Raw genomic sequence first — 25019 nt, 5'->3', positions numbered from 1 at the left:
GAAAACACTTGAATTTACGTAAATGGTTTTTCCTGTTTTGGACAGCCTTGCTTATTGGGGCCGCGGGAGCATTGGGTACAGGATTGATTATGATGCTGGTGAACGGGGAGAAAACAAATGGATTGAATGATTTTCTTCTGTATCTTTTGATCTTGTTTGGATCAGGGGTTATGATCAGCGTGTATTCACAAATGGGTTTCTTTGCATATCTAATATTAAATTATATGGGTAAAGGTGTATTTCCAAAGCGCGGTTGGCAGATCGTGCAGATTGTACTAACGGTGTTAGCCCTGCTTGACGTGATGTTTTTACGCCTGTTTGTTGGGGGAGACCGGGAGCGCATATCGGATATTGTGTTAGGTATCATTATTTTGGCAGCTGCAATTGTTACCGCTTACGTTAAAGTAAAGCTGACTCATATCTCGGCGCTTGTACCTACACTCTTTTTCATGATTGCCGTCACCATAGTGGAGACGATCGGCGTATTACGTATTGATGTGAATGCTGCAACCATATTTATTGTGGTTCCCTTGCTCCTGTGTAATGCATACCAAATGCTGATATTGCACAGGCTGGTGGATGTATCTACGAACCGGAGTGTAAGTGGAAAGGCAGAACAGTTGAAAGAAAGCTGAGCATAGAATTCGTTTCGCATAAAAAACATACCAAAAAGAGCTAACCTGGTTAGCTCTTTTCAACTTTTACACTCGTATTCGAGCTGTAGCTCCAGCAATCTACCAATTATTGACCGCTGGCTTGATCACGAACTTCCTTACCTTCCACACTGGAATGGTTAAGCAACTCAGACACAGTTACGAATTCATAGCCCTGGTTTTTTAATTTGTCGATAATGACAGGCAGTGCCTCATGAGTTTGTTTGGAGGAATCGCTTGCATGCAGCAGTACGATGTCCCCTGGATGTGCTTTACTTACTACGCGATCAACAATTGTCTGTACACCAGGGTTTTTCCAATCAAGGGAGTCGGTATCCCACTGCACAACCTGATAATTAAGACTATTGGCTACCTGAAGCACACGCTTGTCAAAGTCCCCGTTGGGCAGACGTATTAATTTCGGTTCTTTTCCCGTTAAATCGGTTAAAATGCTATGAGCTGTCGAAATTTCTTTGCGAATTTCTTCCTCGGTCAGGCTGCTGTAGTTCTCATGTCTGTGACCATGGCTGCCAATCTCATATCCCGCATCTTTGATAGCTGTGACAATCTCCGGGTGTGTCTTGCTCCAGGGGGAGGAAAGGAAAAAGGTGGCCTTCTGCACTTTATTCTCCTGAAGAACTTTCAGAATCGGTTCTGTCCGTTTATCTCCCCAGCTAATGTCAAAGGTAAGTGCAAGGACCTTCTTCTCGGTTGGAACGCTGTAGACGGCTGATGGTGCTTCCTCCGAGAATACGGAGACATTGCCACTCTCCAGATAAATAATACCGATCGCAAAGACGGCAGCAACCAGGACAATCAGGTACCGTTTAATCTTTTTGCCGCTAAATACATAGAACGAGTTCATTTCAATAAGCGCCCCTCTCCCATAAGAAATGCTTGTTTACTCTCCAATGTATGCTCGTACTGCCCAGTTATTCGTAACGAACCTTGTTTGTCCATCATTTTAGATTCTACAGGAGGTTATTATGTTAAAATTCAGTACATTTCTTAGAGATCTTGGTTCCATCCGCAGTGCATTAATCTGGGCTGTGGTATTGTTTATCGTTGGAATAGGGGCAGGATGGGTGAGTACAGGACCGCTAGAAGAATTATTGTTGAATCAAATTGGAGGATTACGTGAAGTCAGTGAACGGCTGGAGCAGGGTGGCAATGTGCAATGGAACTTCTTCCTGTTTATCTTTTTCAATAATGCGATCAAAAGTGTTCTTGTCATTTATGCCGGTATATTCTTCGGTATTCTGCCAGTCATCTTCCTGCTGATCAATGGAATGGTCCTTGGATTTGTAGTGCACACCACGATGAATTATGGAGCGAGCTTCTATGATATTGTAGTTAAAGGCTTGCTTCCGCATGGCATTATTGAGATTCCCGTCATTATTATTGCTTGCGCATTTGGATTGAAGTTTGGTGGTCTGGTTATTAAAAGTCTTGTACAACTTGGAAGTGACAAACGAAATACGATGGGCAGCCGGTGGAGAGCTTTTATGAACAGGACGCTAACAGCATCCTTCTGGGTTGTCATCTTGCTTCTTGTTGCAGCAATCATCGAAAGCACACTTACGTATACTCTGGTGAGAGGATAAAATTTTGTGATGGTTGGCATTCATAAATTTTCAGAAAGTTGACCATAACAATAAAACGGGTTCCAGCAGCACCCGCAAAAAGCGAATGCACGGGGTGTTGCATGAAACTTGTGTAAGTGTGATAAAGAGGCTATGCACAAAAAGGAGAACTCTAATGCTGGGTATGTTGTTTAACGAGAAGGAATGCAAGGAACTAGACTATGTGCTGCGTAAAGAATTAGATGAGATGCTGTTCGATCTAAATGATAATCGTCTTGACCAAGAGATCAAATATGCTATTGCTAGCCGATATAAGACTGTGTTCCGCATGTATGCACGCTTTGCCCCGCCAAAAGAGTTGTCCAAGTATGCAAGAGGTGGGAAGCTGAAAAAGTCGAAGCCGTAATGCAGAAGCTGGTCATATATTCGATGTACATTAGTGGAAGTGAGGTGCGGCTCTTAATACCGGGTGCTGTACCTCTGAACCATGATCATGTGAAATTGTTGAGGGGTACATACTTTTTGTCGAAAAAGGGTTGACCTTTCTAAATTCATATGGTAAATTAATTTTCGTTCCTTTTTTAGGAGCGGTTCACGGAAACAAGCATGAAAATAGAGCGATTGAAAAGAATCGGAAAAATAATGCTTGCAAAGAGAACTTCAACATGATATATTATAAAAGTCGCCGCAGAAACGACGACAATATGCAAAACAGTAACAAAACGAGTTTGATCTTTGAAAACTGAACAACGAGTGAGTAAACATTCTGCTTGCAGAATGAACGCGAAAGTTTGAAACAAGCCTTGGCTTGAATTGGCTGGAGCACAAATGAGATGTTTAATCTCGTCAGATTCAAAATGAGCTTATCGCTCTTTTCAATACTTTATTGGAGAGTTTGATCCTGGCTCAGGACGAACGCTGGCGGCATGCCTAATACATGCAAGTCGAGCGGAGTTGATAGGAAGCTTGCTTCCTTGATACTTAGCGGCGGACGGGTGAGTAACACGTAGGCAACCTGCCCTCAAGTTTGGGACAACTACCGGAAACGGTAGCTAATACCGAATAGTTGTTTTCTTCGCCTGAAGAGAACTGGAAAGACGGAGCAATCTGTCACTTGGGGATGGGCCTGCGGCGCATTAGCTAGTTGGTGGGGTAACGGCTCACCAAGGCGACGATGCGTAGCCGACCTGAGAGGGTGATCGGCCACACTGGGACTGAGACACGGCCCAGACTCCTACGGGAGGCAGCAGTAGGGAATCTTCCGCAATGGGCGAAAGCCTGACGGAGCAATGCCGCGTGAGTGATGAAGGTTTTCGGATCGTAAAGCTCTGTTGCCAGGGAAGAACGCTTGGGAGAGTAACTGCTCTCAAGGTGACGGTACCTGAGAAGAAAGCCCCGGCTAACTACGTGCCAGCAGCCGCGGTAATACGTAGGGGGCAAGCGTTGTCCGGAATTATTGGGCGTAAAGCGCGCGCAGGCGGTCATTTAAGTCTGGTGTTTAATCCCGGGGCTCAACCCCGGATCGCACTGGAAACTGGGTGACTTGAGTGCAGAAGAGGAGAGTGGAATTCCACGTGTAGCGGTGAAATGCGTAGATATGTGGAGGAACACCAGTGGCGAAGGCGACTCTCTGGGCTGTAACTGACGCTGAGGCGCGAAAGCGTGGGGAGCAAACAGGATTAGATACCCTGGTAGTCCACGCCGTAAACGATGAGTGCTAGGTGTTAGGGGTTTCGATACCCTTGGTGCCGAAGTTAACACATTAAGCACTCCGCCTGGGGAGTACGGTCGCAAGACTGAAACTCAAAGGAATTGACGGGGACCCGCACAAGCAGTGGAGTATGTGGTTTAATTCGAAGCAACGCGAAGAACCTTACCAGGTCTTGACATCCCTCTGACCGGTACAGAGATGTACCTTTCCTTCGGGACAGAGGAGACAGGTGGTGCATGGTTGTCGTCAGCTCGTGTCGTGAGATGTTGGGTTAAGTCCCGCAACGAGCGCAACCCTTATATTTAGTTGCCAGCACTTCGGGTGGGCACTCTAGATAGACTGCCGGTGACAAACCGGAGGAAGGTGGGGATGACGTCAAATCATCATGCCCCTTATGACCTGGGCTACACACGTACTACAATGGCCGGTACAACGGGCTGCGAAATCGCGAGATGGAGCCAATCCCAACAAAGCCGGTCTCAGTTCGGATTGCAGGCTGCAACTCGCCTGCATGAAGTCGGAATTGCTAGTAATCGCGGATCAGCATGCCGCGGTGAATACGTTCCCGGGTCTTGTACACACCGCCCGTCACACCACGAGAGTTTATAACACCCGAAGTCGGTGGGGTAACCGCAAGGAGCCAGCCGCCGAAGGTGGGATAGATGATTGGGGTGAAGTCGTAACAAGGTAGCCGTATCGGAAGGTGCGGCTGGATCACCTCCTTTCTATGGAGAATCGTTTCCCGTAGCGGAAACATTCAAATACGCAGGTTCTTAGAGCCTGCGACAGCTCTTCATTTTGGTCCATCACTTCGGTGTGGATGAAATGAAGAGCACAAACTACTCACTCGTTGGTCAGTTTTGAGAGCTCAAACTCTCAAACGTTTGGTGGCGATAGCGAAGGGGTTCCACACGTTCCCATCCCGAACACGACCGTTAAGCCCTTCAGCGTCGATGGTACTTGGACCGCAGGGTCCTGGGAGAGTAGAACGCCGCCAAGCGTAACCCATTTTGGGTTCAAATAGTATATATAATGTGGGCCCTTAGCTCAGTTGGTTAGAGCGCACCTCTGATAAGGGTGAGGCCGGTGGTTCGAGTCCACCAGGGCCCACCATCTATACCTTTAAACTTTATATGGGGCCATAGCTCAGCTGGGAGAGCGCCTGCCTTGCAAGCAGGAGGTCAGCGGTTCGATCCCGCTTGGCTCCACCAAAAAAATGTTTTACAAGTTTGTTCTTTGAAAACTAGATATCGAAACGAAACAAACGCGAATTAGAACATTCCTTTTTAGCTGAACTTGTGCAAACAAGTTTCAATAAAAACGTAGTTAATTGCTTTTGCGATGGTATTGAATGGGAGCAACTTTTGGCTTTGCGCAAGCAAAACAAGGGAAGCGAGCAGTCAAAACCGGAGCAATATGGTTAAGCTACTAAGAGCACACGGAGGATGCCTAGGCGCTAGGAGCCGATGAAGGACGTGGCGAACAACGAAACTGCCTCGGGGAGCTGTAAGCAAGCTTTGATCCGGGGGTGTCCGAATGGGGAAACCCAGCTGGGGTAATTTCCAGTTACACCTAACTGAATACATAGGTTAGTGTGAGGCATACCAGGGGAACTGAAACATCTAAGTACCCTGAGGAAGAGAAAACAATAGTGATTCCGTCAGTAGCGGCGAGCGAACGCGGAGAAGCCCAAACCAGAGAGCTTGCTCTTTGGGGTTGTGGGACGTCTCACATGGAGTTACAAAGGAACCGGTTAAGCGAAGAGGTCTGGAAAGGCCCGCCAAAGAAGGTAAAAGCCCTGTAGTTGAAAGTCTGTTCCCTCCGAGACGGATCCCGAGTAGTGCGGGGCACGTGAAACCCCGTATGAATCCGGCAGGACCATCTGCCAAGGCTAAATACTTCCTAGCGACCGATAGTGAAGCAGTACCGTGAGGGAAAGGTGAAAAGCACCCCGGAAGGGGAGTGAAATAGAACCTGAAACCGTGTGCTTACAAAAAGTCAGAGCCCGTTTTAGGGGTGATGGCGTGCCTTTTGTAGAATGAACCGGCGAGTTACGTTCCCGTGCAAGGTTAAGGTGAAGAGCCGGAGCCGCAGCGAAAGCGAGTCTGAATAGGGCGAATGAGTACGTGGACGTAGACCCGAAACCGGGTGATCTACCCCTGTCCAGGGTGAAGGTGCGGTAACACGCACTGGAGGCCCGAACCCACGCACGTTGAAAAGTGCGGGGATGAGGTGGGGGTAGCGGAGAAATTCCAATCGAACTCGGAGATAGCTGGTTCTCCCCGAAATAGCTTTAGGGCTAGCCTCGGAAAACAGAGTCGTGGAGGTAGAGCACTGATTGGGTGCGGGGCCCGCAAGGGTTACCAAGCTCAGTCAAACTCCGAATGCCATAGACTTACTTCCGGGAGTCAGACAGTGAGTGCTAAGATCCATTGTCAAAAGGGAAACAGCCCAGACCATCAGCTAAGGTCCCCAAGTGTGTGTTAAGTGGGAAAGGATGTGGAGTTGCACAGACAACCAGGATGTTGGCTTAGAAGCAGCCACCATTGAAAGAGTGCGTAATAGCTCACTGGTCGAGTGACTCTGCGCCGAAAATGTAACGGGGCTAAACACACCACCGAAGCTATGGCTTGGATCGACTTCACTGCTTCTTTGAGGCGTGTTGTCCACAAGGACATTTTTGTCTGACAAGAGATTCTATTCTTGGATGACCAAATGCTTCCCAGGGGATAAACACAGGGCTTCGAAGCTGGAGTGAAGTCGATCCAGGGGTAGGGGAGCGTTGTATAAGGGTTGAAGGTGTACCGTAAGGAGCGCTGGACATTATACAAGTGAGAATGCCGGTATGAGTAACGAAAAGATCAGTGAGAATCTGATCCGCCGAAAGCCTAAGGGTTCCTGAGGAAGGCTCGTCCGCTCAGGGTAAGTCGGGACCTAAGGCGAGGCCGAAAGGCGTAGTCGAAGGACAACAGGTCGAAATTCCTGTACCACCGTAAGCCGTTATGAGCAATGGGGGGACGCAGTAGGGTAGTGACGCGGACTGATGGATGTCCGTCTAAGCAGTGAGGCTGATGTGTAGGCAAATCCGCACATCGTAAGGCTGAGCTGTGATGGGGAGCGAAAATTATAGTAGCGAAGGTCATGATCTCACACTGCCAAGAAAAGCCTCTAGCCAGGTGAAGGTGCCCGTACCGCAAACCGACACAGGTAGGCGAGAAGAGTATTCTAAGGCGCGCGGAAGAACTCTCGTTAAGGAACTCGGCAAAATGACCCCGTAACTTCGGGAGAAGGGGTGCCCCGGTAGTGTGAATAGCACGAGGGGGCCGCAGTGAAAAGGCCCAAGCGACTGTTTAGCAAAAACACAGGTCTGTGCGAAGCCGTAAGGCGAAGTATACGGGCTGACGCCTGCCCGGTGCTGGAAGGTTAAGGGGAGTGGTTAGGGAGTAATCCCGAAGCTGTGAACCGAAGCCCCAGTAAACGGCGGCCGTAACTATAACGGTCCTAAGGTAGCGAAATTCCTTGTCAGGTAAATTCTGACCCGCACGAATGGCGTAACGACTTGGGCGCTGTCTCAACGAGAGATCCGGTGAAATTTTAATACCTGTGAAGATGCAGGTTACCCGCGACAAGACGGAAAGACCCCATGGAGCTTTACTGCAGCTTGATATTGAATTTGGGTACGATCTGTACAGGATAGGTGGGAGCCTTTGAAGCAGGAGCGCCAGCTTCTGTGGAGGCAACGTTGGGATACCACCCTGATCGTATCTAGGTTCTAACCTGGTACCGTAATCCGGTGCGGGGACAGTGTCAGGTGGGCAGTTTGACTGGGGCGGTCGCCTCCTAAAGAGTAACGGAGGCGCCCAAAGGTTCCCTCAGAATGGTTGGAAATCATTCGAAGAGTGCAAAGGCATAAGGGAGCTTGACTGCGAGACCTACAAGTCGAGCAGGGACGAAAGTCGGGCTTAGTGATCCGGTGGTACCGCATGGAAGGGCCATCGCTCAACGGATAAAAGCTACCCTGGGGATAACAGGCTTATCTCCCCCAAGAGTCCACATCGACGGGGAGGTTTGGCACCTCGATGTCGGCTCATCGCATCCTGGGGCTGAAGTAGGTCCCAAGGGTTGGGCTGTTCGCCCATTAAAGCGGTACGCGAGCTGGGTTCAGAACGTCGTGAGACAGTTCGGTCCCTATCTGTCGTGGGCGTAGGAAATTTGAGAGGAGCTGTCCTTAGTACGAGAGGACCGGGATGGACGTACCGCTGGTGTACCAGTTGTTCCGCCAGGAGCACCGCTGGGTAGCTATGTACGGACGGGATAAACGCTGAAAGCATCTAAGCGTGAAGCCCCCCTCAAGATGAGATTTCCCAGTATGTAAGACCCCTTGAAGACGACGAGGTAGATAGGCTGGGGGTGGAAGTGCAGCAATGCATGGAGCTGACCAGTACTAATCGGTCGAGGGCTTATCCAATAGCAAGTTTAATTCGCATGTTTCGTTTCGAATCTAGTTTTCAGAGAACAACACTCTGAAATGTAAGCTACGCGTTTGGTGGCGATGGCGGAGGGGTTCCACACGTACCCATCCCGAACACGACCGTTAAGCCCTCTAGCGCCGATGGTACTTGGACCGCAGGGTCCTGGGAGAGTAGGACGCCGCCAAGCGAACTCTTTCATCATACATAGAAAACAGGCTCTGCATGTGGACGTTGTACGATGAATTGCATTTGCCCTGCAAATGCATATTATTCCCTGATAGCTCAGTTGGTAGAGCACTCGACTGTTAATCGAGTTGTCACAGGTTCGAGCCCTGTTCGGGGAGCCATTTGCTCTCATAGCTCAGTAGGTAGAGTGCATCCATGGTAAGGATGAGGTCACCGGTTCGATCCCGGTTGAGAGCTTTGGAAATGGGGCCCGTTGGTCAAGGGGTTAAGACACCTCCCTTTCACGGAGGTAACAGGGGTTCGAATCCCCTACGGGTCATATAGTTGGAGGCTTAGCTCAGCTGGGAGAGCATCTGCCTTACAAGCAGAGGGTCGGGGGTTCGATCCCCTCAGCCTCCACCATATTTTTTATTGGGGATTAGCCAAGCGGTAAGGCAACGGACTTTGACTCCGTCATGCATAGGTTCAAATCCTATATCCCCAGCCATTTTAGTATGAGTCATTAGCTCAGTTGGTAGAGCACCTGACTTTTAATCAGGGTGTCGAAGGTTCGAGCCCTTCATGACTCACCATTATATGCGCGTGTGGCGGAATTGGCAGACGCACTAGACTTAGGATCTAGCGTCTTTGACGTGGGGGTTCAAGTCCCTCCACGCGCATCCTTTATTTGCGGAAGTGGCTCAGCGGTAGAGCATCGCCTTGCCAAGGCGAGGGTCGCGGGTTCGATTCCCGTCTTCCGCTCCAATATTTGCGCCCTTAGCTCAGCTGGATAGAGCGTTTGACTACGAATCAAAAGGCCGGGAGTTCGAATCTCTCAGGGCGCGCCATTATTTTTTTAGTATCGGGATGTAGCTCAGCTTGGTAGAGCACCTGGTTTGGGACCAGGGGGTCGCATGTTCAAATCGTGTCATCCCGATTTTTTTGTTTATGCGGGTGTAGTTCAATGGTAGAACTTTAGCCTTCCAAGCTAATAGCGTGGGTTCGATTCCCATCACCCGCTTACAGGACATAATGAAAGAGCCTTTGCAGATGCAAAGGTTTTTTTATTTTCATTAAAGCAAGTATCAACAGTTATTTTATGTAAAGTACAGTACAGGTTTATTTAAAAAGAGCCAAGACTCCTTTACTATTGAAATAAGGATGTCTTGGCTCTTCAGTTTATCTCTGTAGATGAGCTGCTTCTAAAACGTAGAGGCTATTGTAACGTGACGAGAGCACAATTTAACGTTCGTTATGATCCGTCACTCTTTTACGCATGCCAGCTAAACCAAGCAGACCCAACAAACCGAGCCAGCCCCAATCCATGCCGTTGTCACGGTTGGTCGTGGCGTTAGCGCGAACACTGTTGGTACGATAGTCATTATTGTTGCGGTAGTTTCCATCCATATTCAGGTTGGTGTTTGTGCGATCCATGTAGTTGGTGTCCTGATAAGACCGGACACGTGATCCGTTGGTGTTAGTATCCATTCCTTTAGACATTTGACCATCAGCAGCAGCAGGGCCAGCCATTGCGGCTACCAGAAGCACGGAAGCAATAATTGTAGTACCTTTCTTCATCATTTGGATTCCTCCTTTTTTGTTAGAGCTATAGATTAATCTGCCCAAAAAGCTAAGAACATTATGTAGAAATGGTTTGTTAAGATATACCTTTGAGTCCAATTGATTAATACGATACATAAGGAACTCGCCTGGTAAGCAGACTGTAGTGGGAAGAAAATTATAAATTACATCTTTAATTTATTGCGTCACTGTGGTAAAGTATACAAAAGCTTGCTTTGCCGGTCATGTTTCTTTGTATATCATCTGTTCTCAAACAATGAAATTATGCGGTTTAACCTTACGATCAGGTACATGACATTATATCTAAATTGACTGTATATTTATGAATTTTTAGGCATAGGTATGAGATATTTGATTTATCTAAAGTACGTGAAAAAGGTATCATGCGACGGCATATGACCATTAATTGAAGCAGAACAAGAAAATGAATAAAAAAGCGTGTTTTTGTGCTGTAAATCGGGGATAATCCCCATTTTTTCTAGTAGAAAAATAAAGATTTTCGTACCATTTTATTGTATGATGTTATGAAGGTGTCAAATTTTACGTGTACGAATGGAACGATCAGATGGGAGGATAAGCATGACTGAAACTATGGTAACCGCCAGCAAAAGCCAATCCAACAACCTGCTTCGTAGAGACGTGCGGTTCCTGGGCAATATACTCGGAGAAGTTCTTGTCCATCAAGGCGGCACGGAGCTTCTAGATATCGTTGAGAAGATTCGGGAAACGAGCAAATCGTTGCGTGCAGAATTTCTGCCAGAACTCTATGCAGAGTTCAAAACGATGATCCAGGAATTAGACTCGGACAATCGTCACCAGGTTATTCGGGCTTTCGCTATTTATTTTCAATTAGTTAATATTGCTGAACAAAACCATCGGATCCGGCGTAAACGGGATTATGAACGTTCTGCAGGGGACGCCGTGCAGCCAGGATCGATTGAGAAAGCAGTACAGGATCTGAAGGAACGTGGATTGTCTCATACAGAGGTGGAAGAGATTCTCGACGATTTGTCGTTGGAACTCGTTATGACAGCTCACCCAACTGAAGCCATGCGCCGAGTTATTCTGGACATCCATAAACGGATATCCGAAGATGTCATGCTACTTGATAATCCTACGCTGACGTTGCGTGAACGTGAACAGTTGCGTGAGAAACTGCTGAATGAGGTTATTACGCTCTGGCAGACAGATGAACTTCGCGACCGCAAACCGACTGTACTTGATGAAGTGCGGAACGGAATGTACTACTTTCATGAAACGTTGTTCCACGTACTTCCGGATGTATACCAGGAGCTGGAACGCTGCCTGAACAAATTTTATCCTGACCATGACTGGCATGTGCCGACGTATTTGCGGTTCGGTTCCTGGATCGGTGGAGACCGGGATGGAAATCCTTCGGTAACTTCAGATGTAACATGGCAGACGTTGTTGATGCAACGCAAGCTCGCTTTGCGTGAATACCAACGGATTATGATTGAACTTATGGGACATCTCAGCTTCAGCACGAACATCATCCACGTATCGGATGAGCTGGTGCAGTCGATTGAACAGGACCGTAGTTATGTAACGTTGAAAAAAGTGGATATGTGGCGGAATGAAAAAGAGCCATACCGCATCAAATTGGCCTATATGATTGCCAAGTTGAACAATGTACTGGATGAGAACAAATTAGGTCAGGCTGACCGTTATCATAGCGCTCAGGATTTGATTGATGATCTGATGATTATTGATCGAAGTCTGCGCCATCATTTTGCCGATTACGTAGCGGATACGACTATTCGCAAAATGATTCGTCAAGTCGAGTTGTTTGGTTTCCACACTGCAGCATTGGATGTACGTCAGCACAGTCAGGAACATGAAAATGCGATGTCGGAGATTTTGGCGAAAATGAACATTGTAGAAGATTATGCGCGTCTAACTGAAGACGGTAAAATCGATCTGCTTGCTCGTTTGCTGGATGATCCGCGTCCGCTTACTTCTCCTTATCACCAATACACGGAGGGAACCAAAGAGTGTCTGGATGTTTTCCGTACCATTAAGCGTGCCCAGAACGAATTTGGGACCGGCTGTATCACAAGTTACCTGATCAGTATGACGCAGGGCGCAAGTGACTTGCTGGAGGTTATGGTATTTGCCAAGGAAGTAGGGTTATTCACCAAAGGAAACAATGGTGAGGTTATAGCTACACTTCAAGCGGTACCGCTGTTTGAAACGATTGATGATCTTCATGCGGCTTCGGACATAATGCAGAAGCTGTTCAACCTTCCTGTATACCGCGCAAGCGTAAAAGGACGGAATGAACTACATGAAATCATGCTAGGTTATTCCGACAGTAACAAGGATGGCGGAGTGGTTACAGCCAACTGGGAACTGCGTGTAGCAATGAATGCGATCACGGCTGTAGGTAATGAACACGGCGTTAAGCTGAAGTTCTTCCATGGACGTGGCGGAGCTCTTGGACGTGGCGGCATGCCACTCAATCGCAGTATTCTTGCTCAACCACCGCATACCATTGGCGGAGGCATCAAGATTACAGAGCAGGGAGAGGTTATTTCTTCTCGTTACTCCCTTCAGGGGATTGCCTACCGTAGTCTGGAGCAGGCAACTTCTGCTTTGATTACAGCAGCACTGAATGGTCTTGAGCCGCAAGAATCTGCATCCGAGCGTCATTGGGATAGCATCATCAAAGAGATTTCGGAAGTATCCCTGATGAAATATCAGGATTTGATTTTCCGTGATCCGGACTTCTTTACCTTCTTCAAGGAATCCACACCGCTTCCAGAGGTGGGTGAACTGAATATTGGTTCACGTCCGTCCAAGCGGAAAGGTAGCGACAAGTTCGAAGATCTGAGAGCGATACCTTGGGTATTTGCATGGACGCAAAGTCGTTATCTGCTTCCGGCATGGTATGCGGCAGGAACAGGGCTACAAAGTTTCTATCAGGATAAAGAGGAAAATCTGGTTGTCCTAAAAGAAATGTATGCAAGTTTCCCATTCTTCCGCACGCTGATTGATACGGTTCAGATGGCTGTAGCCAAAGCTGATCTGGTGATTGCCAAAGAGTACTCAGCCATGACTTCCAACAAGGAAGCACGGGATCGCATATATGGACAAATTGAATCTGAATTCAAGCTTACAAAAGAGCTTATTCTGAAAATTACCGGAGAAGCTGAAATTCTGGATGATGTACCGGTTATTCAAGAATCCATTCGTCTTCGTAACCCTTATGTGGATCCGTTATCCTATATGCAAGTTCAACTTCTGAGCGAGCTTAGAGATATGCGTGAACGTGGTGAGGATGATACGGAATTGCTCAGAGAAGTGTTGTTGACAATCAACGGCATTGCTGCAGGACTGCGTAATACAGGTTGATTATCAATCTGTTGTAAATGAATGATTATATGTAACAAAGTAGCCATTACTTTGTTGAATAAAAGCTCTATTCTCTCCTCTAAGGAGTGAGAGATGAAACGGGACTCCTGCGGGAGTTCCCGTTTTTACTGTTTTTGGCGGATATTTGTCATACAGTCTTGATTTTTGACCAAAGTTGATTTACGATTTGATTGGTGAATTACAAGTGTGGACGGGTATCAGAAGACGGAAGACCCATCAGCATGTCTGGGGGAATAAGGGTGGACAATTTGGAGAATAGGCTTGTGAAACTGGTGCTCAAGGGCGACCAGAGAGCCTTTGCAGAAATCGTTGAACTATATAAGGACAAGTTATTTCATTTGGCATATCGGATGCTGAACAATCGTCATGAAGCTGAAGACGTTGTGCAGGAGACGTTTTTGCGTGTGTTTCGCAATATGGAGAAGTATGATCCGAACCAGAAGTTTTCAACCTGGATCTACCGGATCGCGACCAATCTGTGTATTGACCGACTGCGCAGAAAGAAACCTTCGTACTCTTTGGATGCTGAACTGAATGATCAGGAAGGATCTGATGGTTATGCGATGCTCCCGAGTGATGATCGTACACCGGAGAGTGAAGCACTCCTGTCAGAGACGCAGACACTCATTCGTGAGGCTATTGACAGTTTGCCAGCCAAGTATAAGTCCGTTATGATCCTAAGATATTTACAGGACTTGTCGCTACAGGAAATCAGTGATGTGACAGGTATGCCCGTAACAACGATCAAGACACGCGTTCATCGGGGCCGTGATTTTCTACGTAAAAAATTGGAGTATAAGTTATAAATGTTAAACGCCTTGAAATATGGGCGAAATATTTGAAACATATCCGAAACGGATGCGTATGTAATGTATGCAAGTCTTATGCGTGCTTTTTAAGTGCTCATGGACTAAGTGATTTAAGAAAGGATTGGCTCTCATATGGATTGCAACTCGGCCGTCTCTTTAATGCATGAATGTTTGGATGAGTCGTTGTCCCCGGCCCAGAAGGTTGAATTGAAAAGTCACCTTGTGATCTGTCCGGATTGTCGCATGCGCTTTAAAGAGTTGGAACAGACGGAAATGCTACTCTTTGCCATGAAACACTATTCACCGTCTGCCTCTGATGAGCTGACCAATCGAATTATGAATGCTCTGCCCCAGCCCAAGAGACAGCAAGTATGGCTCAAATGGGTCAAAGGACATCCCGCGCTGACGGCGGCAGCCTTCTTTTTGGTCGTGATGCTCTTTAGCGCCTTGAATTTCTGGAATCAGAATAACGAAATGGTCGTTAAGGGAAATAATCTGGACCAGATCGTGATTCAGGGTAACACGGTTATTGTTCCTGAAGGTAAGTCAATTGCTGGCGATCTTACGATAGAAAATGGAACCGCACAAGTATATGGTGATGTGAACGGCAATCTGACGGTTATCGACGGACAACTGTTTCAGGCTTCAACGGCGCATATTTCAGGTCAGGTGAAAAGTATTGATCAGGCGCTGGACTGGTTCTGGTACAAAATAACCAATATGGTAAATGAAGTGGCTTATCGCTAGAACAGGGTAAAATCTTCAATGGTATATACCAAGCAGGGTACCTCCAGATTGCATGGGGTACTCTTTTTTTATACGCAAACTTTGTAATTCATGGTAAATGTGATGTTTATGTGCAGTTTGAGACTGCCGTAACTTGCAACCTGAACGTTAACGTTATAACCTAGATACTAAAGAGAACATACTACTACATATAGATACGCATTTTACACAAATCGAATGATGTAAAAATGCGGAGACAAAGGATTATATAAAATCCTAATGGGTTAATATGAGATCAGGGTTTACTCATCAATGGGGATAGCGGGGGCTGGCTTATGAATTATTTTGCTGACTTAACGTGGACAGAGTCCATTAAGGACGTTATCGATATATTGATCGTTACCTATATTATGTACAAACTGATTTTGCTTGTGCGGGGGACGCGTGCGGTCCAGCTCCTGAAAGGAATTCTGTTCCTGGTGCTGATCTGGGCATTAAGTACGTGGCTAAACCTGTATACGCTCAAATGGTTAATGAACCAAATGTTTACGTTTGGTGTCGTTGCGGTGTTTATTATCTTTCAGCCTGAACTGCGTCGTGGTCTGGAGCAATTGGGACGCGGTAAGCTGTTTGGACGTTCAGCGGCAGCAAGTGATGAAGAATTAACGGTGTTAATTGGTGAGATTATTAAGTCAGTTAATTATCTGTCACGGCGTAAAATTGGAGCTTTGGTCGTATTTGAACGTGAAACGGGTCTGAACGATTACACGGAATCGGGCATTAAGATGCACTCTCTGGTCAGCTCGGAGCTGATGATTAACATCTTTATTCCAAATACACCGCTCCATGATGGAGCCGTCATTATACAAGGAAAACAGATATCGGCGGCAGCCTGTTATTTGCCATTATCAGAGAATCCGTTTATCAGTAAGGAATTGGGAACACGTCATCGTGCAGCCATCGGGATTACCGAAGTTGCAGATGCGATCTGTTTGGTTGTCTCCGAGGAGACAGGACAAGTGTCGCTGGCAATGAATGGACAGGTCGTTCGTGATATTAAGGAAGAATCACTGATTGCGAAACTGTATGAGGAGTTGCGCCCTACATCCAATTTGAAAAAGAATGGCTGGAAGACCTTCTGGAAACGGAAGGGAGGACGTAACAATGGATAAGTGGTTTAACAATAATAACTTTGCCAAAATACTTGCACTTGCGGTGAGCCTGCTGCTCTGGTTCATGATTCATCTGGATGAAGTACCAACCACCCCTACGATCACAACAGGGACAACCAATAAGGTTGTGGAACGTACGGTACCTGTTCAACCTTATGGATTAGACAGCAACAGCTATGTGCTTACTTCATTAAGTACGGATGAGGTCCGGTTGGAGATCAAAGGGCAACGCTCGATGCTAACATCGATTTTTACCAATGACGATTACAAGGTACTGGTTGATCTAAGTCAGGTGAAAGATGGGTCCAATACACTGCCGCTGGTACCTGATTTGCCTTCCGGGGTAGAAGTGGTCAGTATGGAGCCTTCCATGGTTACCGTGAATGTAGAAAAATTGGGCACCAAATCCTTCAATGTGAATATTGTAGCCGAAGGGGAACCATCCGCCGGATACAGCGCTGGAACGCCCGTAATTGAACCTTCGACGCCGGTTAAGGTAACTCTGCCCGAAGGGCAACTCGAGGCTGTAGCGAAGATCCAGGGCAGTGTGAGCATGAAAGATGCCAAGGAAGATGTCATACAGAAAAAAGTGAAACTTCAAGCATACGATGCTGAGGGCAAGGTCCTTGAAAATGCGATTATAACGCCTCAAACGGTTGAAGTCCGTGTTCCGGTCAATCAGCCCTATACATCTATACCCTTAAGAATCAAATATTCGGGACAGCTTCCAGAAGGTCTGGTTCTCTCCACAGTAGAGCCTAACGTGAAAGAAGTCTCGGTTTATGGATCAGAGGATGCACTTGCGGGTATACAGTCCTACGACCAAGTAACCCTTGATCTGACGCAGTTTGATCAATCGGGTACATCAACAGTTAACGTGGACTTGACGCCGCCTTCCGGTTTTGAGAAAATCGAGCCTAGTTCGATTCAGATTAAGGTCACCATATCCCCATTTGACGAGTCAGAGGAGACAACAAAAGTTTTTCCAAACGTCCCCATTACGCTTACAGGTGCGGGGAATGGACTGGAAGGGACGCTGGTTACGCCCAGAAGCGGCGGTCTGAACCTCACACTCACAGGCTCAGCTAGTATGCTTGAGGGTCTAAGTAGTGATGATCTCACGTTGACCGGGGATCTCGCTGGACTTACGGTCGGAACGCATGAGATCAAGCTTGAAGCCGACCTGCCCCGTTATGCCAAACTGGATGAATCATCTACTGCTCTGAGTGCAACGGTCAAAATTAGCGAAAAGGCTGAAGATACCACAACTACTCCTGGCGAAGATCCGACTGACGAGGGAACGGTAGCACCTGACCCTTCACCAGCCGAGGTCGAAAACGGGGAAACAGAGCCTGTTCCTGATGAAGAAGAAACGGAATCGAATACGGATACTCAGGATCAGAGCCAACAGGGGAGCACAAGCAGTCGAGGTAATTTAAATAATAATAACAGCGGTACAGGCAGTAAAAGTGGCGCGAATCCGTAAACGTTCTAATTTCTAAAATTCTTAAAAATAATAATAGTGCTCGTATATGATGCGAATAGAAGGAGTTAAATCATGGGGAAATATTTTGGTACAGACGGTGTAAGAGGGGTTGCCAATAAAGAGTTAACGGCAGAGCTGGCTTACAGCATTGGACGTTGTGGTGGATATGTGCTTGCAGGTGGTGTGGAAAGACCAAAAGTGGTTATCGGCATGGATACTCGTATCTCGGGATTGATGTTGGAATCCGCACTCGTTGCAGGTCTGTTGTCCATTGGCGCTGATGTGATCCGTCTGGGCGTTGTATCCACTCCGGGAGTGGCGTATATTGCACGTTTGTTGAAAGCTGACGCGGGCGTGATGATTTCGGCTTCCCACAATCCGGTTGAGGATAACGGAATCAAGTTCTTTGGCGGAGATGGCTTCAAGCTGTCTGATGAAACAGAGAACCGGATTGAAGAGCTGATGGATGCGGAGACAGATCAATTGCCACGGCCAGTTGGTGGCGGTCTGGGTACCGTAACGACAGATGAAGAATCCCGTTATCGTTACCTTGATTTCCTGAAAACGACTGTCAATGAGTCGTTCTCTGGTCTTAAAATTGTTTTGGACTGTGCAAATGGAGCAGCTTATGAGCTGGCACCGAAACTATTCAGTGAACTTGGTGCAGAAGTCATTGCCATTGGCGCTGAGCCTAACGGTTTGAATATCAATGAGCAATGTGGATCAACTCATCCAGAGAATCTGAAACAAGAAGTGCTCAAACATAAAGCGGATCTGGGTCTTGCTTTTGACGGGGATGCGGATCGTCTGATTGCTATTGATGAGACAGGCGCTGAAGTGGATGGAGACTTCATTCTGTGTATCTGCGGTGATGCGATGAATCGTGCAGGCAAGTTGAAAGACAGTACCGTTGTCTCAACGGTTATGAGTAACATCGGATTCTACAAAGCAACGGAGAAACTTGCACTGAAAACAGCTAAAACGGCAGTAGGTGACCGTTATGTGATGGAAGAAATGCGTCGCGGAGGTTACAACTTGGGTGGAGAACAGTCTGGCCATGTTATTTTCCTGGATTACAATACAACCGGAGACGGTATGTTAACTGCGATTCAACTTGTGGATACACTTAAGGCTTCCGGTAAAAAACTGAGTGAACTAAAAGCGCTAATGACCCAGTACCCACAAGTATTGGTGAATGTGCGTGTTGAAGATAAGAGTAAATACGAGGGTAATGCTGCAATCGAGCAAGCTATTACTACAGTAGAACAACAACTCGGCGATAATGGACGTGTACTCGTTCGTGCTTCAGGTACTGAATCTCTAATCCGTGTTATGGCGGAAGGACCAGATAAAGACGAACTTGAACAATTTGTGTCTCAAATCGCAGATGTAGTGCAAAAAGAACTGGTATAGGACTTAATCATGAATATTCCTGCGTCCCGGCCTGATGAGACCATAGGTCCGTTTATCCGGTCGGGATTGTAGGTAAATATGCTAAAATTGTCACAGGTACTTTGCTCCATTGCAAAATGGACCTGACGTGCATATAATGAGTGGAGTCGTCATTCAGACACAGAAAGTGAGGAACGTAAGGTTATAGTTACACAAGCGCCAGAGCTTGGAGTTGCGCGGGATGATGTTGATCAGGATTTCTTCTGGGTTGAAGAACGGCTGATTAAGATCAACGGCAATCAAGCTGACGAGGTGGAGGTGTTCGGATTGTTCGGCGGGGACCTCCCGGTGAAGCACCAGAGCCGTAAACCGGATTGCGGAAAATGGATAGGTGACTGTCCACACAACGCGCCGGTGCAGGTGCAAGAGTTAAACTAAAATTCAAATGAATGTGCGTGAAGAGCGTAAACAGTACGCGGACGGGAAAATGATGTACATTCATGATTGCATTCATTACAGCTTATGATGACAGCGGGGCGACACGAGGTCGCTCTGATCATTGATAATTGAATAAGTACCAAGTATTCATGAAACGCTAGGCAATCACTCATTTTTCCGAGGTGCCGCCTCTGCCTGTTTCTCTTCGTGACACAGTATTCATATACAAACGGAGGAAATAAATTATGTGCGGTATTGTTGGATATATTGGTAATAAGAACACTCAATCGGTATTGGTCGAAGGATTGAAGAAACTCGAGTATCGTGGTTATGATTCTGCAGGTATCGCCGTATTCACACCGAATGGTCTGCAAATAACGAAAGCTCTGGGTCGTCTTGCGAACCTTGAAGCCAAGCTGGATGGTGCACCACTGGTAGGTAATGCCGGAATCGGACACACACGTTGGGCAACTCATGGTAAACCATCAGATGAGAACTCTCATCCACACACGGATGGAAGCCAGAAATTCTCTGTTGTGCATAACGGTATTATTGAGAACTACCTGGAGCTGAAGGACGAATTGATGGCTCAAGGTCACACGTTCACTTCCGAGACAGATACTGAGGTTATCTCTCACCTGATCGCACGTGAATACAATGGTGATATCGTTAAAACAGTACAAAAAGTGATCACGTTGTTGCGTGGCGCATTTGCACTGGGTGTATTGACAGAGCATGAGCCTGAGAAACTCGTAGCTGTGCGTCAAGCAAGCCCATTGATTATTGGTATTGGTGAAGGCGAGAACTTCATTGGTTCCGACATCCCGGCAATTCTGGAACATACACGTAACGTGTACATTCTGAATGATGGTGAAATGGCTGTATTGACACATGATGCTGTCGAATTGATGACGATTGAAGGCAACTTTATTTCTCGGGAAATGATTCGTGTCGATTGGGATGCTGTTACCGCAGAAAAAGGCGGATTTGAGCACTTCATGCTGAAAGAAATTCATGAGCAACCAAAAGCATATCGTGATACAATGCTGGGTCGCATCGATAATGAAAGCAAAAAAGTTCAACTTCCTGAGTTGAAAATGACTGAAGAACAAATTAAAAATATCCGTAACGTTCAAATCATTGCATGTGGTACAGCGTACCATGCAGGTCTGGTTGGACGTACAGTGATTGAGCAATTGGTTCGTATTCCGGTTGAAACAGATGTGGCTTCCGAATACCGTTACCGTTCCCCAATCGTGCACAAAGATACACTCGTAATCGTAGTTAGCCAATCCGGTGAAACTGCCGATACGCTTGCTGCATTGCGTGAAGCACAATCCCATGGCGCACATGTACTTGCAATCACAAACGTAGTGGGCAGCTCCATTGCACGTGATGCAGATGATGTTATCGCAACATTGGCAGGTCCTGAGATTGCTGTAGCTTCTACCAAAGCGTATACTTCACAGTTGATCGCGTTCAACTTGCTTGGTCTGTATCTTGCTCAAGTTCGTGGTACACAATCTGCTGAAGAGATTGCACACACACTTGCAGCGATGCAAGCATTGCCTGAGCAAGTGGAATCCATGTTGGAGCAAGCAGATAGCATCAAAGGATATGCAGAGCAAATCTCCAAACATGAACATCTCTTCTTCATCGGCCGTGGTCTTGACTATGCAGTAGCTCAAGAAGGGTCTTTGAAACTGAAAGAGATCTCTTATATTCACTCCGAGGCTTATGCTGCGGGTGAGTTGAAACACGGTACCCTTGCATTGATCGAAGACGGTATCCCTGTTATTGCCCTGGCAACGCAGGAGAACGTACTTGAGAAAACAGTGAGCAACATTAAAGAAGTGAAAGCACGTGGCGCGGATGTACTGGCAATTACGTATGAAGAGCACGTAGCACCATTGCTGAAATCCGTAGACCAAGCGTTTGCCATTCCTAAGACGCTGCCACTGCTTAGCCCTGCTTTGTCTGTTGTTGCACTGCAATTGCTGGCATACTACGCTTCCCTGGCACTGGGTCACGATGTGGATAAACCACGTAACCTTGCGAAAAGCGTAACGGTTGAGTAAGGTAAGGAATTCTGTACAAAATTACTTTATTGTCTAGTGATAAATAAGTGTAGAACCATTAACGGAAGTATGGAACTACATGAACTGTTGTCCGATGACATGGATAACGGATTGATCAATAGATTCGTAATCTAATAAAGTATAACAAAATAATGGTCCTGATGACTCTAAGTCATCAGGGCTTTTTTGATGTTTTAGGAGGGGGGAAATGATCTAAGTTGTTGGAGAGAGAATAAGACGCAATTTGGATACGACATAAACAAAATTGAATTTGAGAAAATTATAGACGTATCGCAAGGTGATTGGGCGAATTAGAGCAAAATAAATATAAGATGATTCATATAATAGGTCCAGAAGTAAAAATAGGTGGTTCTGAATATTAGAATCACCTTATTTGTGTTTGTGCATTGTAAATTGCGATTCATTCAACGAAAATCCATGAGACTATAGAGTGCCTTAGGAAGAGTCTCTTTTTTAAAACACTCTCATTTGTAATATTCTTCGTGCACGATTGTAATCAACTTAGAGGGTCATTAACATTCGCAACTCGAAAGTGCCAATATAACTCCAAGAAAGGATGCGGATCGACATAAAAGATCATTTGAATATTAAAAAATAAAGAAAAATAAAGGAAGATGGCTATACGTGACTGGTCCATCCTTCGGCGACTCACAATGTATGCCAAGAAGAAACAATGCGCTCCATGGAGGAGCTTAGTACACGAAGTGAAATCATTGTCCGTTTAATTCGAACTCAAAACGCTATTGTAATCTGCATACACATGAATAGGACATCTGAGAGCGTGCCAGGGAAAATCTCACGTACGGTTTGATGAGGAGCAGTGAAGAAGGCGTGATACAAAACTATGCGGCTGCCATCCGTGCAGACGATGCGGCCAGCTTCCAGCCAGGCTTTCAGAAATTGGTCAGGTAATCATGTTAAGTTATTGCAAAGTGAAAGGATTCGGAACACCGGGAAAGAATATTTATAGGGGATATATGTGAAATTATCCTATTTTATGTCTGAATGTCAACACGCGTCGAATTCCTCGAATGATGTCAAACCATTCCCAACGTTTCTTCTCCATTCACTCTTTTTAGCGAAGAATGTTAACACATTATGTTTTATGAACCAAATTTAACAATAGATTGACTATATTTAACAAAAATTTTACTATACATTCTTGTATATTTTGATATAATTCTACCTAGGTCTTATTCCCTATTATTCTATAAACTGGAATTGTAGGATTTTTTATACCCGTCCAAGCTGTGTGCGAGAGACTAGTCTACTGGCTACCCACAAGCCGGCATGCGGGGACCAACAATTGTGGAAAATGACAGCCGAGAATATGTTGCTCCATGACGTCAGAAGGTTCAGAAAGGAAGGTTCAGAAAGATGGAGCCAACCTTATCCCAATTCCGATGGAGGATGAAGTGAGTGAGCATTTTTGAAAAGCTGGAATCCAACGTAAGATCTTACTGCAGAAGCTTTCCGGTGGTATTTGACCGGGCGAAGGGAGACCTTTTATATTCTGAGGACGGAAAAGCATATATTGATTTCTTTGCAGGTGCCGGGGCACTGAATTATGGTCATAACAACGATTATATTAAAGACCGGGTTCTCGATTACTTGACCTCCGACCGGATTATGCACGGTCTGGATATGTATACAATGGCCAAGCGTGAATTCATTCAGAGCTTCTCGGAGAGGATCCTGGAGCCGAAGAAGCTGAATTACAAGCTTCAATTCTGTGGTCCAACAGGGACGAATGCGGTGGAAGCGGCCCTGAAGCTTGCACGCAAGGCGAAGAAGAGAAGCGGAGTATTCGCCTTCATGGGTGGCTTCCACGGCATGTCGCTCGGCAGTCTGTCGGCGACAAGCTCCAAGTCCATGAGAGAAGGGGCGGGGCTTCCTTTGGACGGAGTTACGTTCATGCCGCACCCCAGCGGGGCTTTCGCAGAAATGGATACGCTCGGTTATATCGAGAATATCTTGACTGATTCGCACTCTGGAATCGACAAGCCGGCTGCGATCCTGCTTGAAACTGTACAAGCTGAAGGCGGAATTCACGTCGTCGACGCGCAGTGGTTACGCGGGCTGCAACAGATTTGCCGTAGGCACGATATTCTGCTCATTACAGACGAGATTCAAGTAGGGTGCGGCCGGACAGGCGAATTCTTCTCCTTCGAACGTGCGGGGATCGAGCCGGATCTCATTACCCTGTCGAAGTCGATCAGCGGGTACGGCCTGCCAATGTCCCTCCTGCTGCTGAAGCCCGAACTGGATATATGGACGCCGGGCGAGCACAACGGTACCTTCCGCGGCAACCAGCTGGCTTTTGTGGCCGCGAAGGCTGCTCTCGAGTTCCGGGATAGAACCGAACTGGAAGCTCAGGTGAAGCAGAAGGAAGAGTTTGTGCGCTCGTTCCTTGATCAAGAAATCAAGACTCTGCATCCGTCCATCGTCATCCGCGGACTCGGCCTGATCTGGGGCATTGACGTCTCAGGGTTCATGGATGAAGCCGGGGCGAAGCGGGTGACGGATATCAGCTTCGAGAACGGGCTCATCATTGAAAGAGCCGGCAGAGGAGACTGTGTGCTGAAGATTATGCCTCCGCTGACCGTTTCGATGGAGCATCTGGCCGCCGGTTGCGACATTATCAAGTCCAGTATGCAGCAGGTGATCTCTCAGGAGACCAAGGATTTGCTAGTAACGACCTAAGCTTAGCCAAGCCGATGGCCGCCCCGACAATCGGCACGAAAGTGCCTTCCGGAGGGCGTGCGGACTTGATGTTAAGATAACGCTTTCACTTCAGTGGAAGATTTTCTCCTCATGCTACCTGCGGTAACGCCAATCAGCATGGAATTCTTCGCCAATCCAAGGGCAGTCCCGTTTATGCCGTAAGGAAAAGCTCACTACCCCGCAGCCGAATACTTACCCACACCAGGGCTGTGGGGGAATAAGCAAATCGTACATAGAGTGTATCAATGCCCCTTAAACATAGGCTTCGACTAAGGCAGCTCCGGTGCCAAATCCGGAGGTACGGTCGACTTTCTGCTGGACGGCCGGAACTCTGCGGCAAGCCATACATCGACGGGAGGAACATTCCTTGTCTAACCCCAATACCAATACCAATACCAATTCCAATTCCGAATCCTATGTTAAACCAAAGCACGTCTTCGGGCGGCTCGTCCGAAGCAGCCGCATCTCTTGCGTAGAGCGATGCTTGTTGTTTTCCTTTACGGATGGGAGCCGAGCGGAACAGCTGCTAGGCAGAGGATTGCCGCATGCGATCAACCGGGCAATCGAAGTGGTGACGTGGCGCAAGCCATTGATATTGTTGTCAGATGTTTGAAA

Annotated in this window: 14 protein-coding genes, 13 tRNA genes and 4 rRNA genes; 29 read left to right on the top strand and 2 right to left on the bottom strand. The window is 46.9% G+C overall.

The genetic code is table 11. The features are described from left to right. The first annotated feature begins 8 nt into the window (after positions 1-8). On the top strand, positions 9-635 hold the full coding sequence (locus ABTV53_RS24800; RefSeq protein ID WP_433747582.1) for a KinB-signaling pathway activation protein: 627 nt from the start codon (positions 9-11) through the stop codon (positions 633-635). A gap of 106 nt (positions 636-741) precedes the next feature. Here the strand turns inward: ABTV53_RS24800 and pdaB are convergent, their stop codons facing one another. After that, a complete protein-coding gene (pdaB, locus tag ABTV53_RS24795; RefSeq protein ID WP_433747580.1) occupies positions 742-1518 on the bottom strand; it encodes a polysaccharide deacetylase family sporulation protein PdaB in 777 nt (258 codons plus the stop codon). A gap of 121 nt (positions 1519-1639) precedes the next feature. On the opposite strand from pdaB, the gene ABTV53_RS24790 reads away from it, so the two are divergent. From ABTV53_RS24790 to ABTV53_RS24700, 19 genes are all read left to right on the top strand, one after another. Next, complete coding sequence (locus ABTV53_RS24790; RefSeq protein ID WP_433747577.1) at positions 1640-2257, top strand: stage II sporulation protein M; 618 nt, start codon at positions 1640-1642, stop codon at positions 2255-2257. Between the two features lie 154 nt (positions 2258-2411). Beyond that, entirely contained in the window at positions 2412-2642 is a 231-nt protein-coding gene (locus tag ABTV53_RS24785) for a hypothetical protein (RefSeq protein WP_433747574.1), read from the top strand. A 477-nt stretch (positions 2643-3119) separates the two neighbouring features. Next, positions 3120-4672: ribosomal RNA gene (locus ABTV53_RS24780) — 16S ribosomal RNA — on the top strand. Positions 4673-4830: 158 nt separating this feature from the next. After that, positions 4831-4947, top strand: a 5S ribosomal RNA gene (gene rrf, locus ABTV53_RS24775). A gap of 36 nt (positions 4948-4983) precedes the next feature. Beyond that, a tRNA-Ile gene (locus ABTV53_RS24770) sits at positions 4984-5060 on the top strand. Positions 5061-5082: 22 nt separating this feature from the next. Beyond that, positions 5083-5158 (top strand) — tRNA-Ala (locus ABTV53_RS24765). A 207-nt stretch (positions 5159-5365) separates the two neighbouring features. Then, positions 5366-8415, top strand: a 23S ribosomal RNA gene (locus ABTV53_RS24760). Positions 8416-8489: 74 nt separating this feature from the next. Further along, positions 8490-8606, top strand: a 5S ribosomal RNA gene (rrf, locus tag ABTV53_RS24755). The 16S, 23S and 5S rRNA genes sit together here with 13 tRNA genes alongside, the layout of an rRNA operon. Before the next feature lie 84 nt (positions 8607-8690). Beyond that, positions 8691-8766, top strand: a tRNA-Asn gene (locus ABTV53_RS24750). A 3-nt stretch (positions 8767-8769) separates the two neighbouring features. Further along, positions 8770-8842: transfer RNA gene (locus tag ABTV53_RS24745), tRNA-Thr, on the top strand. Between the two features lie 10 nt (positions 8843-8852). Further along, positions 8853-8924: transfer RNA gene (locus ABTV53_RS24740), tRNA-Glu, on the top strand. A gap of 7 nt (positions 8925-8931) precedes the next feature. After that, a tRNA-Val gene (locus ABTV53_RS24735) sits at positions 8932-9007 on the top strand. Between the two features lie 10 nt (positions 9008-9017). Beyond that, positions 9018-9092, top strand: a tRNA-Gln gene (locus tag ABTV53_RS24730). A 9-nt stretch (positions 9093-9101) separates the two neighbouring features. Then, a tRNA-Lys gene (locus ABTV53_RS24725) sits at positions 9102-9177 on the top strand. 6 nt (positions 9178-9183) lie between these two features. After that, positions 9184-9264 (top strand) — tRNA-Leu (locus ABTV53_RS24720). Between the two features lie 10 nt (positions 9265-9274). Beyond that, positions 9275-9349, top strand: a tRNA-Gly gene (locus ABTV53_RS24715). 6 nt (positions 9350-9355) lie between these two features. Further along, positions 9356-9432, top strand: a tRNA-Arg gene (locus ABTV53_RS24710). A gap of 15 nt (positions 9433-9447) precedes the next feature. Beyond that, a tRNA-Pro gene (locus ABTV53_RS24705) sits at positions 9448-9521 on the top strand. A gap of 13 nt (positions 9522-9534) precedes the next feature. After that, positions 9535-9605 (top strand) — tRNA-Gly (locus ABTV53_RS24700). Positions 9606-9826: 221 nt separating this feature from the next. Here the strand turns inward: ABTV53_RS24700 and ABTV53_RS24695 are convergent. Next, a complete protein-coding gene (locus ABTV53_RS24695) occupies positions 9827-10165 on the bottom strand; it encodes a WGxxGxxG family protein (RefSeq protein ID WP_433747571.1) in 339 nt (112 codons plus the stop codon). 579 nt (positions 10166-10744) lie between these two features. Between ABTV53_RS24695 and ppc the strand changes: the two genes are divergently transcribed. The 9 genes from ppc to ABTV53_RS24650 all read left to right on the top strand — a co-directional run bounded on the left by ppc (position 10745) and on the right by ABTV53_RS24650 (position 25017). Next, positions 10745-13537 carry a phosphoenolpyruvate carboxylase gene (ppc, locus tag ABTV53_RS24690; RefSeq protein WP_433747568.1) on the top strand — a complete coding sequence of 931 codons (2793 nt, stop codon included), beginning with the start codon at positions 10745-10747 and terminating at the stop codon, positions 13535-13537. A 260-nt stretch (positions 13538-13797) separates the two neighbouring features. Further along, complete coding sequence (sigW, locus tag ABTV53_RS24685) at positions 13798-14364, top strand: RNA polymerase sigma factor SigW (RefSeq protein ID WP_017692117.1); 567 nt, start codon at positions 13798-13800, stop codon at positions 14362-14364. Positions 14365-14499: 135 nt separating this feature from the next. Further along, positions 14500-15114 (top strand): zf-HC2 domain-containing protein, encoded by a 615-nt coding sequence (locus ABTV53_RS24680; RefSeq protein WP_017692118.1) that lies wholly within the window; start codon positions 14500-14502, stop codon positions 15112-15114. A 314-nt stretch (positions 15115-15428) separates the two neighbouring features. Next, on the top strand, positions 15429-16265 hold the full coding sequence (cdaA, locus tag ABTV53_RS24675) for a diadenylate cyclase CdaA (protein ID WP_433747565.1): 837 nt from the start codon (positions 15429-15431) through the stop codon (positions 16263-16265). Beyond that, positions 16258-17751, top strand: a complete 1494-nt coding sequence (locus ABTV53_RS24670) for a CdaR family protein (protein ID WP_433747562.1) — start codon at positions 16258-16260, stop codon at positions 17749-17751. Before cdaA ends, ABTV53_RS24670 begins: the two co-directional genes overlap by 8 nt. Before the next feature lie 72 nt (positions 17752-17823). After that, on the top strand, positions 17824-19164 hold the full coding sequence (gene glmM, locus ABTV53_RS24665) for a phosphoglucosamine mutase (RefSeq protein WP_433747560.1): 1341 nt from the start codon (positions 17824-17826) through the stop codon (positions 19162-19164). Between the two features lie 662 nt (positions 19165-19826). Continuing rightward, on the top strand, positions 19827-21659 hold the full coding sequence (glmS, locus tag ABTV53_RS24660) for a glutamine--fructose-6-phosphate transaminase (isomerizing) (RefSeq protein WP_433747557.1): 1833 nt from the start codon (positions 19827-19829) through the stop codon (positions 21657-21659). A 1440-nt stretch (positions 21660-23099) separates the two neighbouring features. Continuing rightward, positions 23100-24383, top strand: a complete 1284-nt coding sequence (gene ectB, locus ABTV53_RS24655) for a diaminobutyrate--2-oxoglutarate transaminase (protein ID WP_433747555.1) — start codon at positions 23100-23102, stop codon at positions 24381-24383. 388 nt (positions 24384-24771) lie between these two features. After that, positions 24772-25017, top strand: a complete 246-nt coding sequence (locus ABTV53_RS24650) for a hypothetical protein (protein ID WP_433747552.1) — start codon at positions 24772-24774, stop codon at positions 25015-25017. Positions 25018-25019 lie beyond the last annotated feature (2 nt).

Origin of the sequence: Paenibacillus amylolyticus (assembly GCF_050990605.1) — a bacterium.
In the GTDB taxonomy this organism is placed as follows: Bacteria; Bacillota; Bacilli; order Paenibacillales; family Paenibacillaceae; genus Paenibacillus; species Paenibacillus amylolyticus_H.
This window is presented reverse-complemented; position numbering and strand designations above follow the sequence as displayed.

What these genes read in the sequence shown, in the direction of transcription:
- pdaB (WP_433747580.1), bottom strand. Translation starts at nt 1,518, where the DNA reads ATGAACTCGTTCTATGTATTTAGCGGCAAAAAGATTAAACGGTACCTG.
- ABTV53_RS24790 (WP_433747577.1), top strand. Translation starts at nt 1,640, where the DNA reads ATGTTAAAATTCAGTACATTTCTTAGAGATCTTGGTTCCATCCGCAGT.
- ABTV53_RS24785 (WP_433747574.1), top strand. Translation starts at nt 2,412, where the DNA reads ATGCTGGGTATGTTGTTTAACGAGAAGGAATGCAAGGAACTAGACTAT.
- ABTV53_RS24695 (WP_433747571.1), bottom strand. Translation starts at nt 10,165, where the DNA reads ATGATGAAGAAAGGTACTACAATTATTGCTTCCGTGCTTCTGGTAGCC.
- ppc (WP_433747568.1), top strand. Translation starts at nt 10,745, where the DNA reads ATGACTGAAACTATGGTAACCGCCAGCAAAAGCCAATCCAACAACCTG.
- ABTV53_RS24680 (WP_017692118.1), top strand. Translation starts at nt 14,500, where the DNA reads ATGGATTGCAACTCGGCCGTCTCTTTAATGCATGAATGTTTGGATGAG.
- cdaA (WP_433747565.1), top strand. Translation starts at nt 15,429, where the DNA reads ATGAATTATTTTGCTGACTTAACGTGGACAGAGTCCATTAAGGACGTT.
- ABTV53_RS24670 (WP_433747562.1), top strand. Translation starts at nt 16,258, where the DNA reads ATGGATAAGTGGTTTAACAATAATAACTTTGCCAAAATACTTGCACTT.
- glmM (WP_433747560.1), top strand. Translation starts at nt 17,824, where the DNA reads ATGGGGAAATATTTTGGTACAGACGGTGTAAGAGGGGTTGCCAATAAA.
- glmS (WP_433747557.1), top strand. Translation starts at nt 19,827, where the DNA reads ATGTGCGGTATTGTTGGATATATTGGTAATAAGAACACTCAATCGGTA.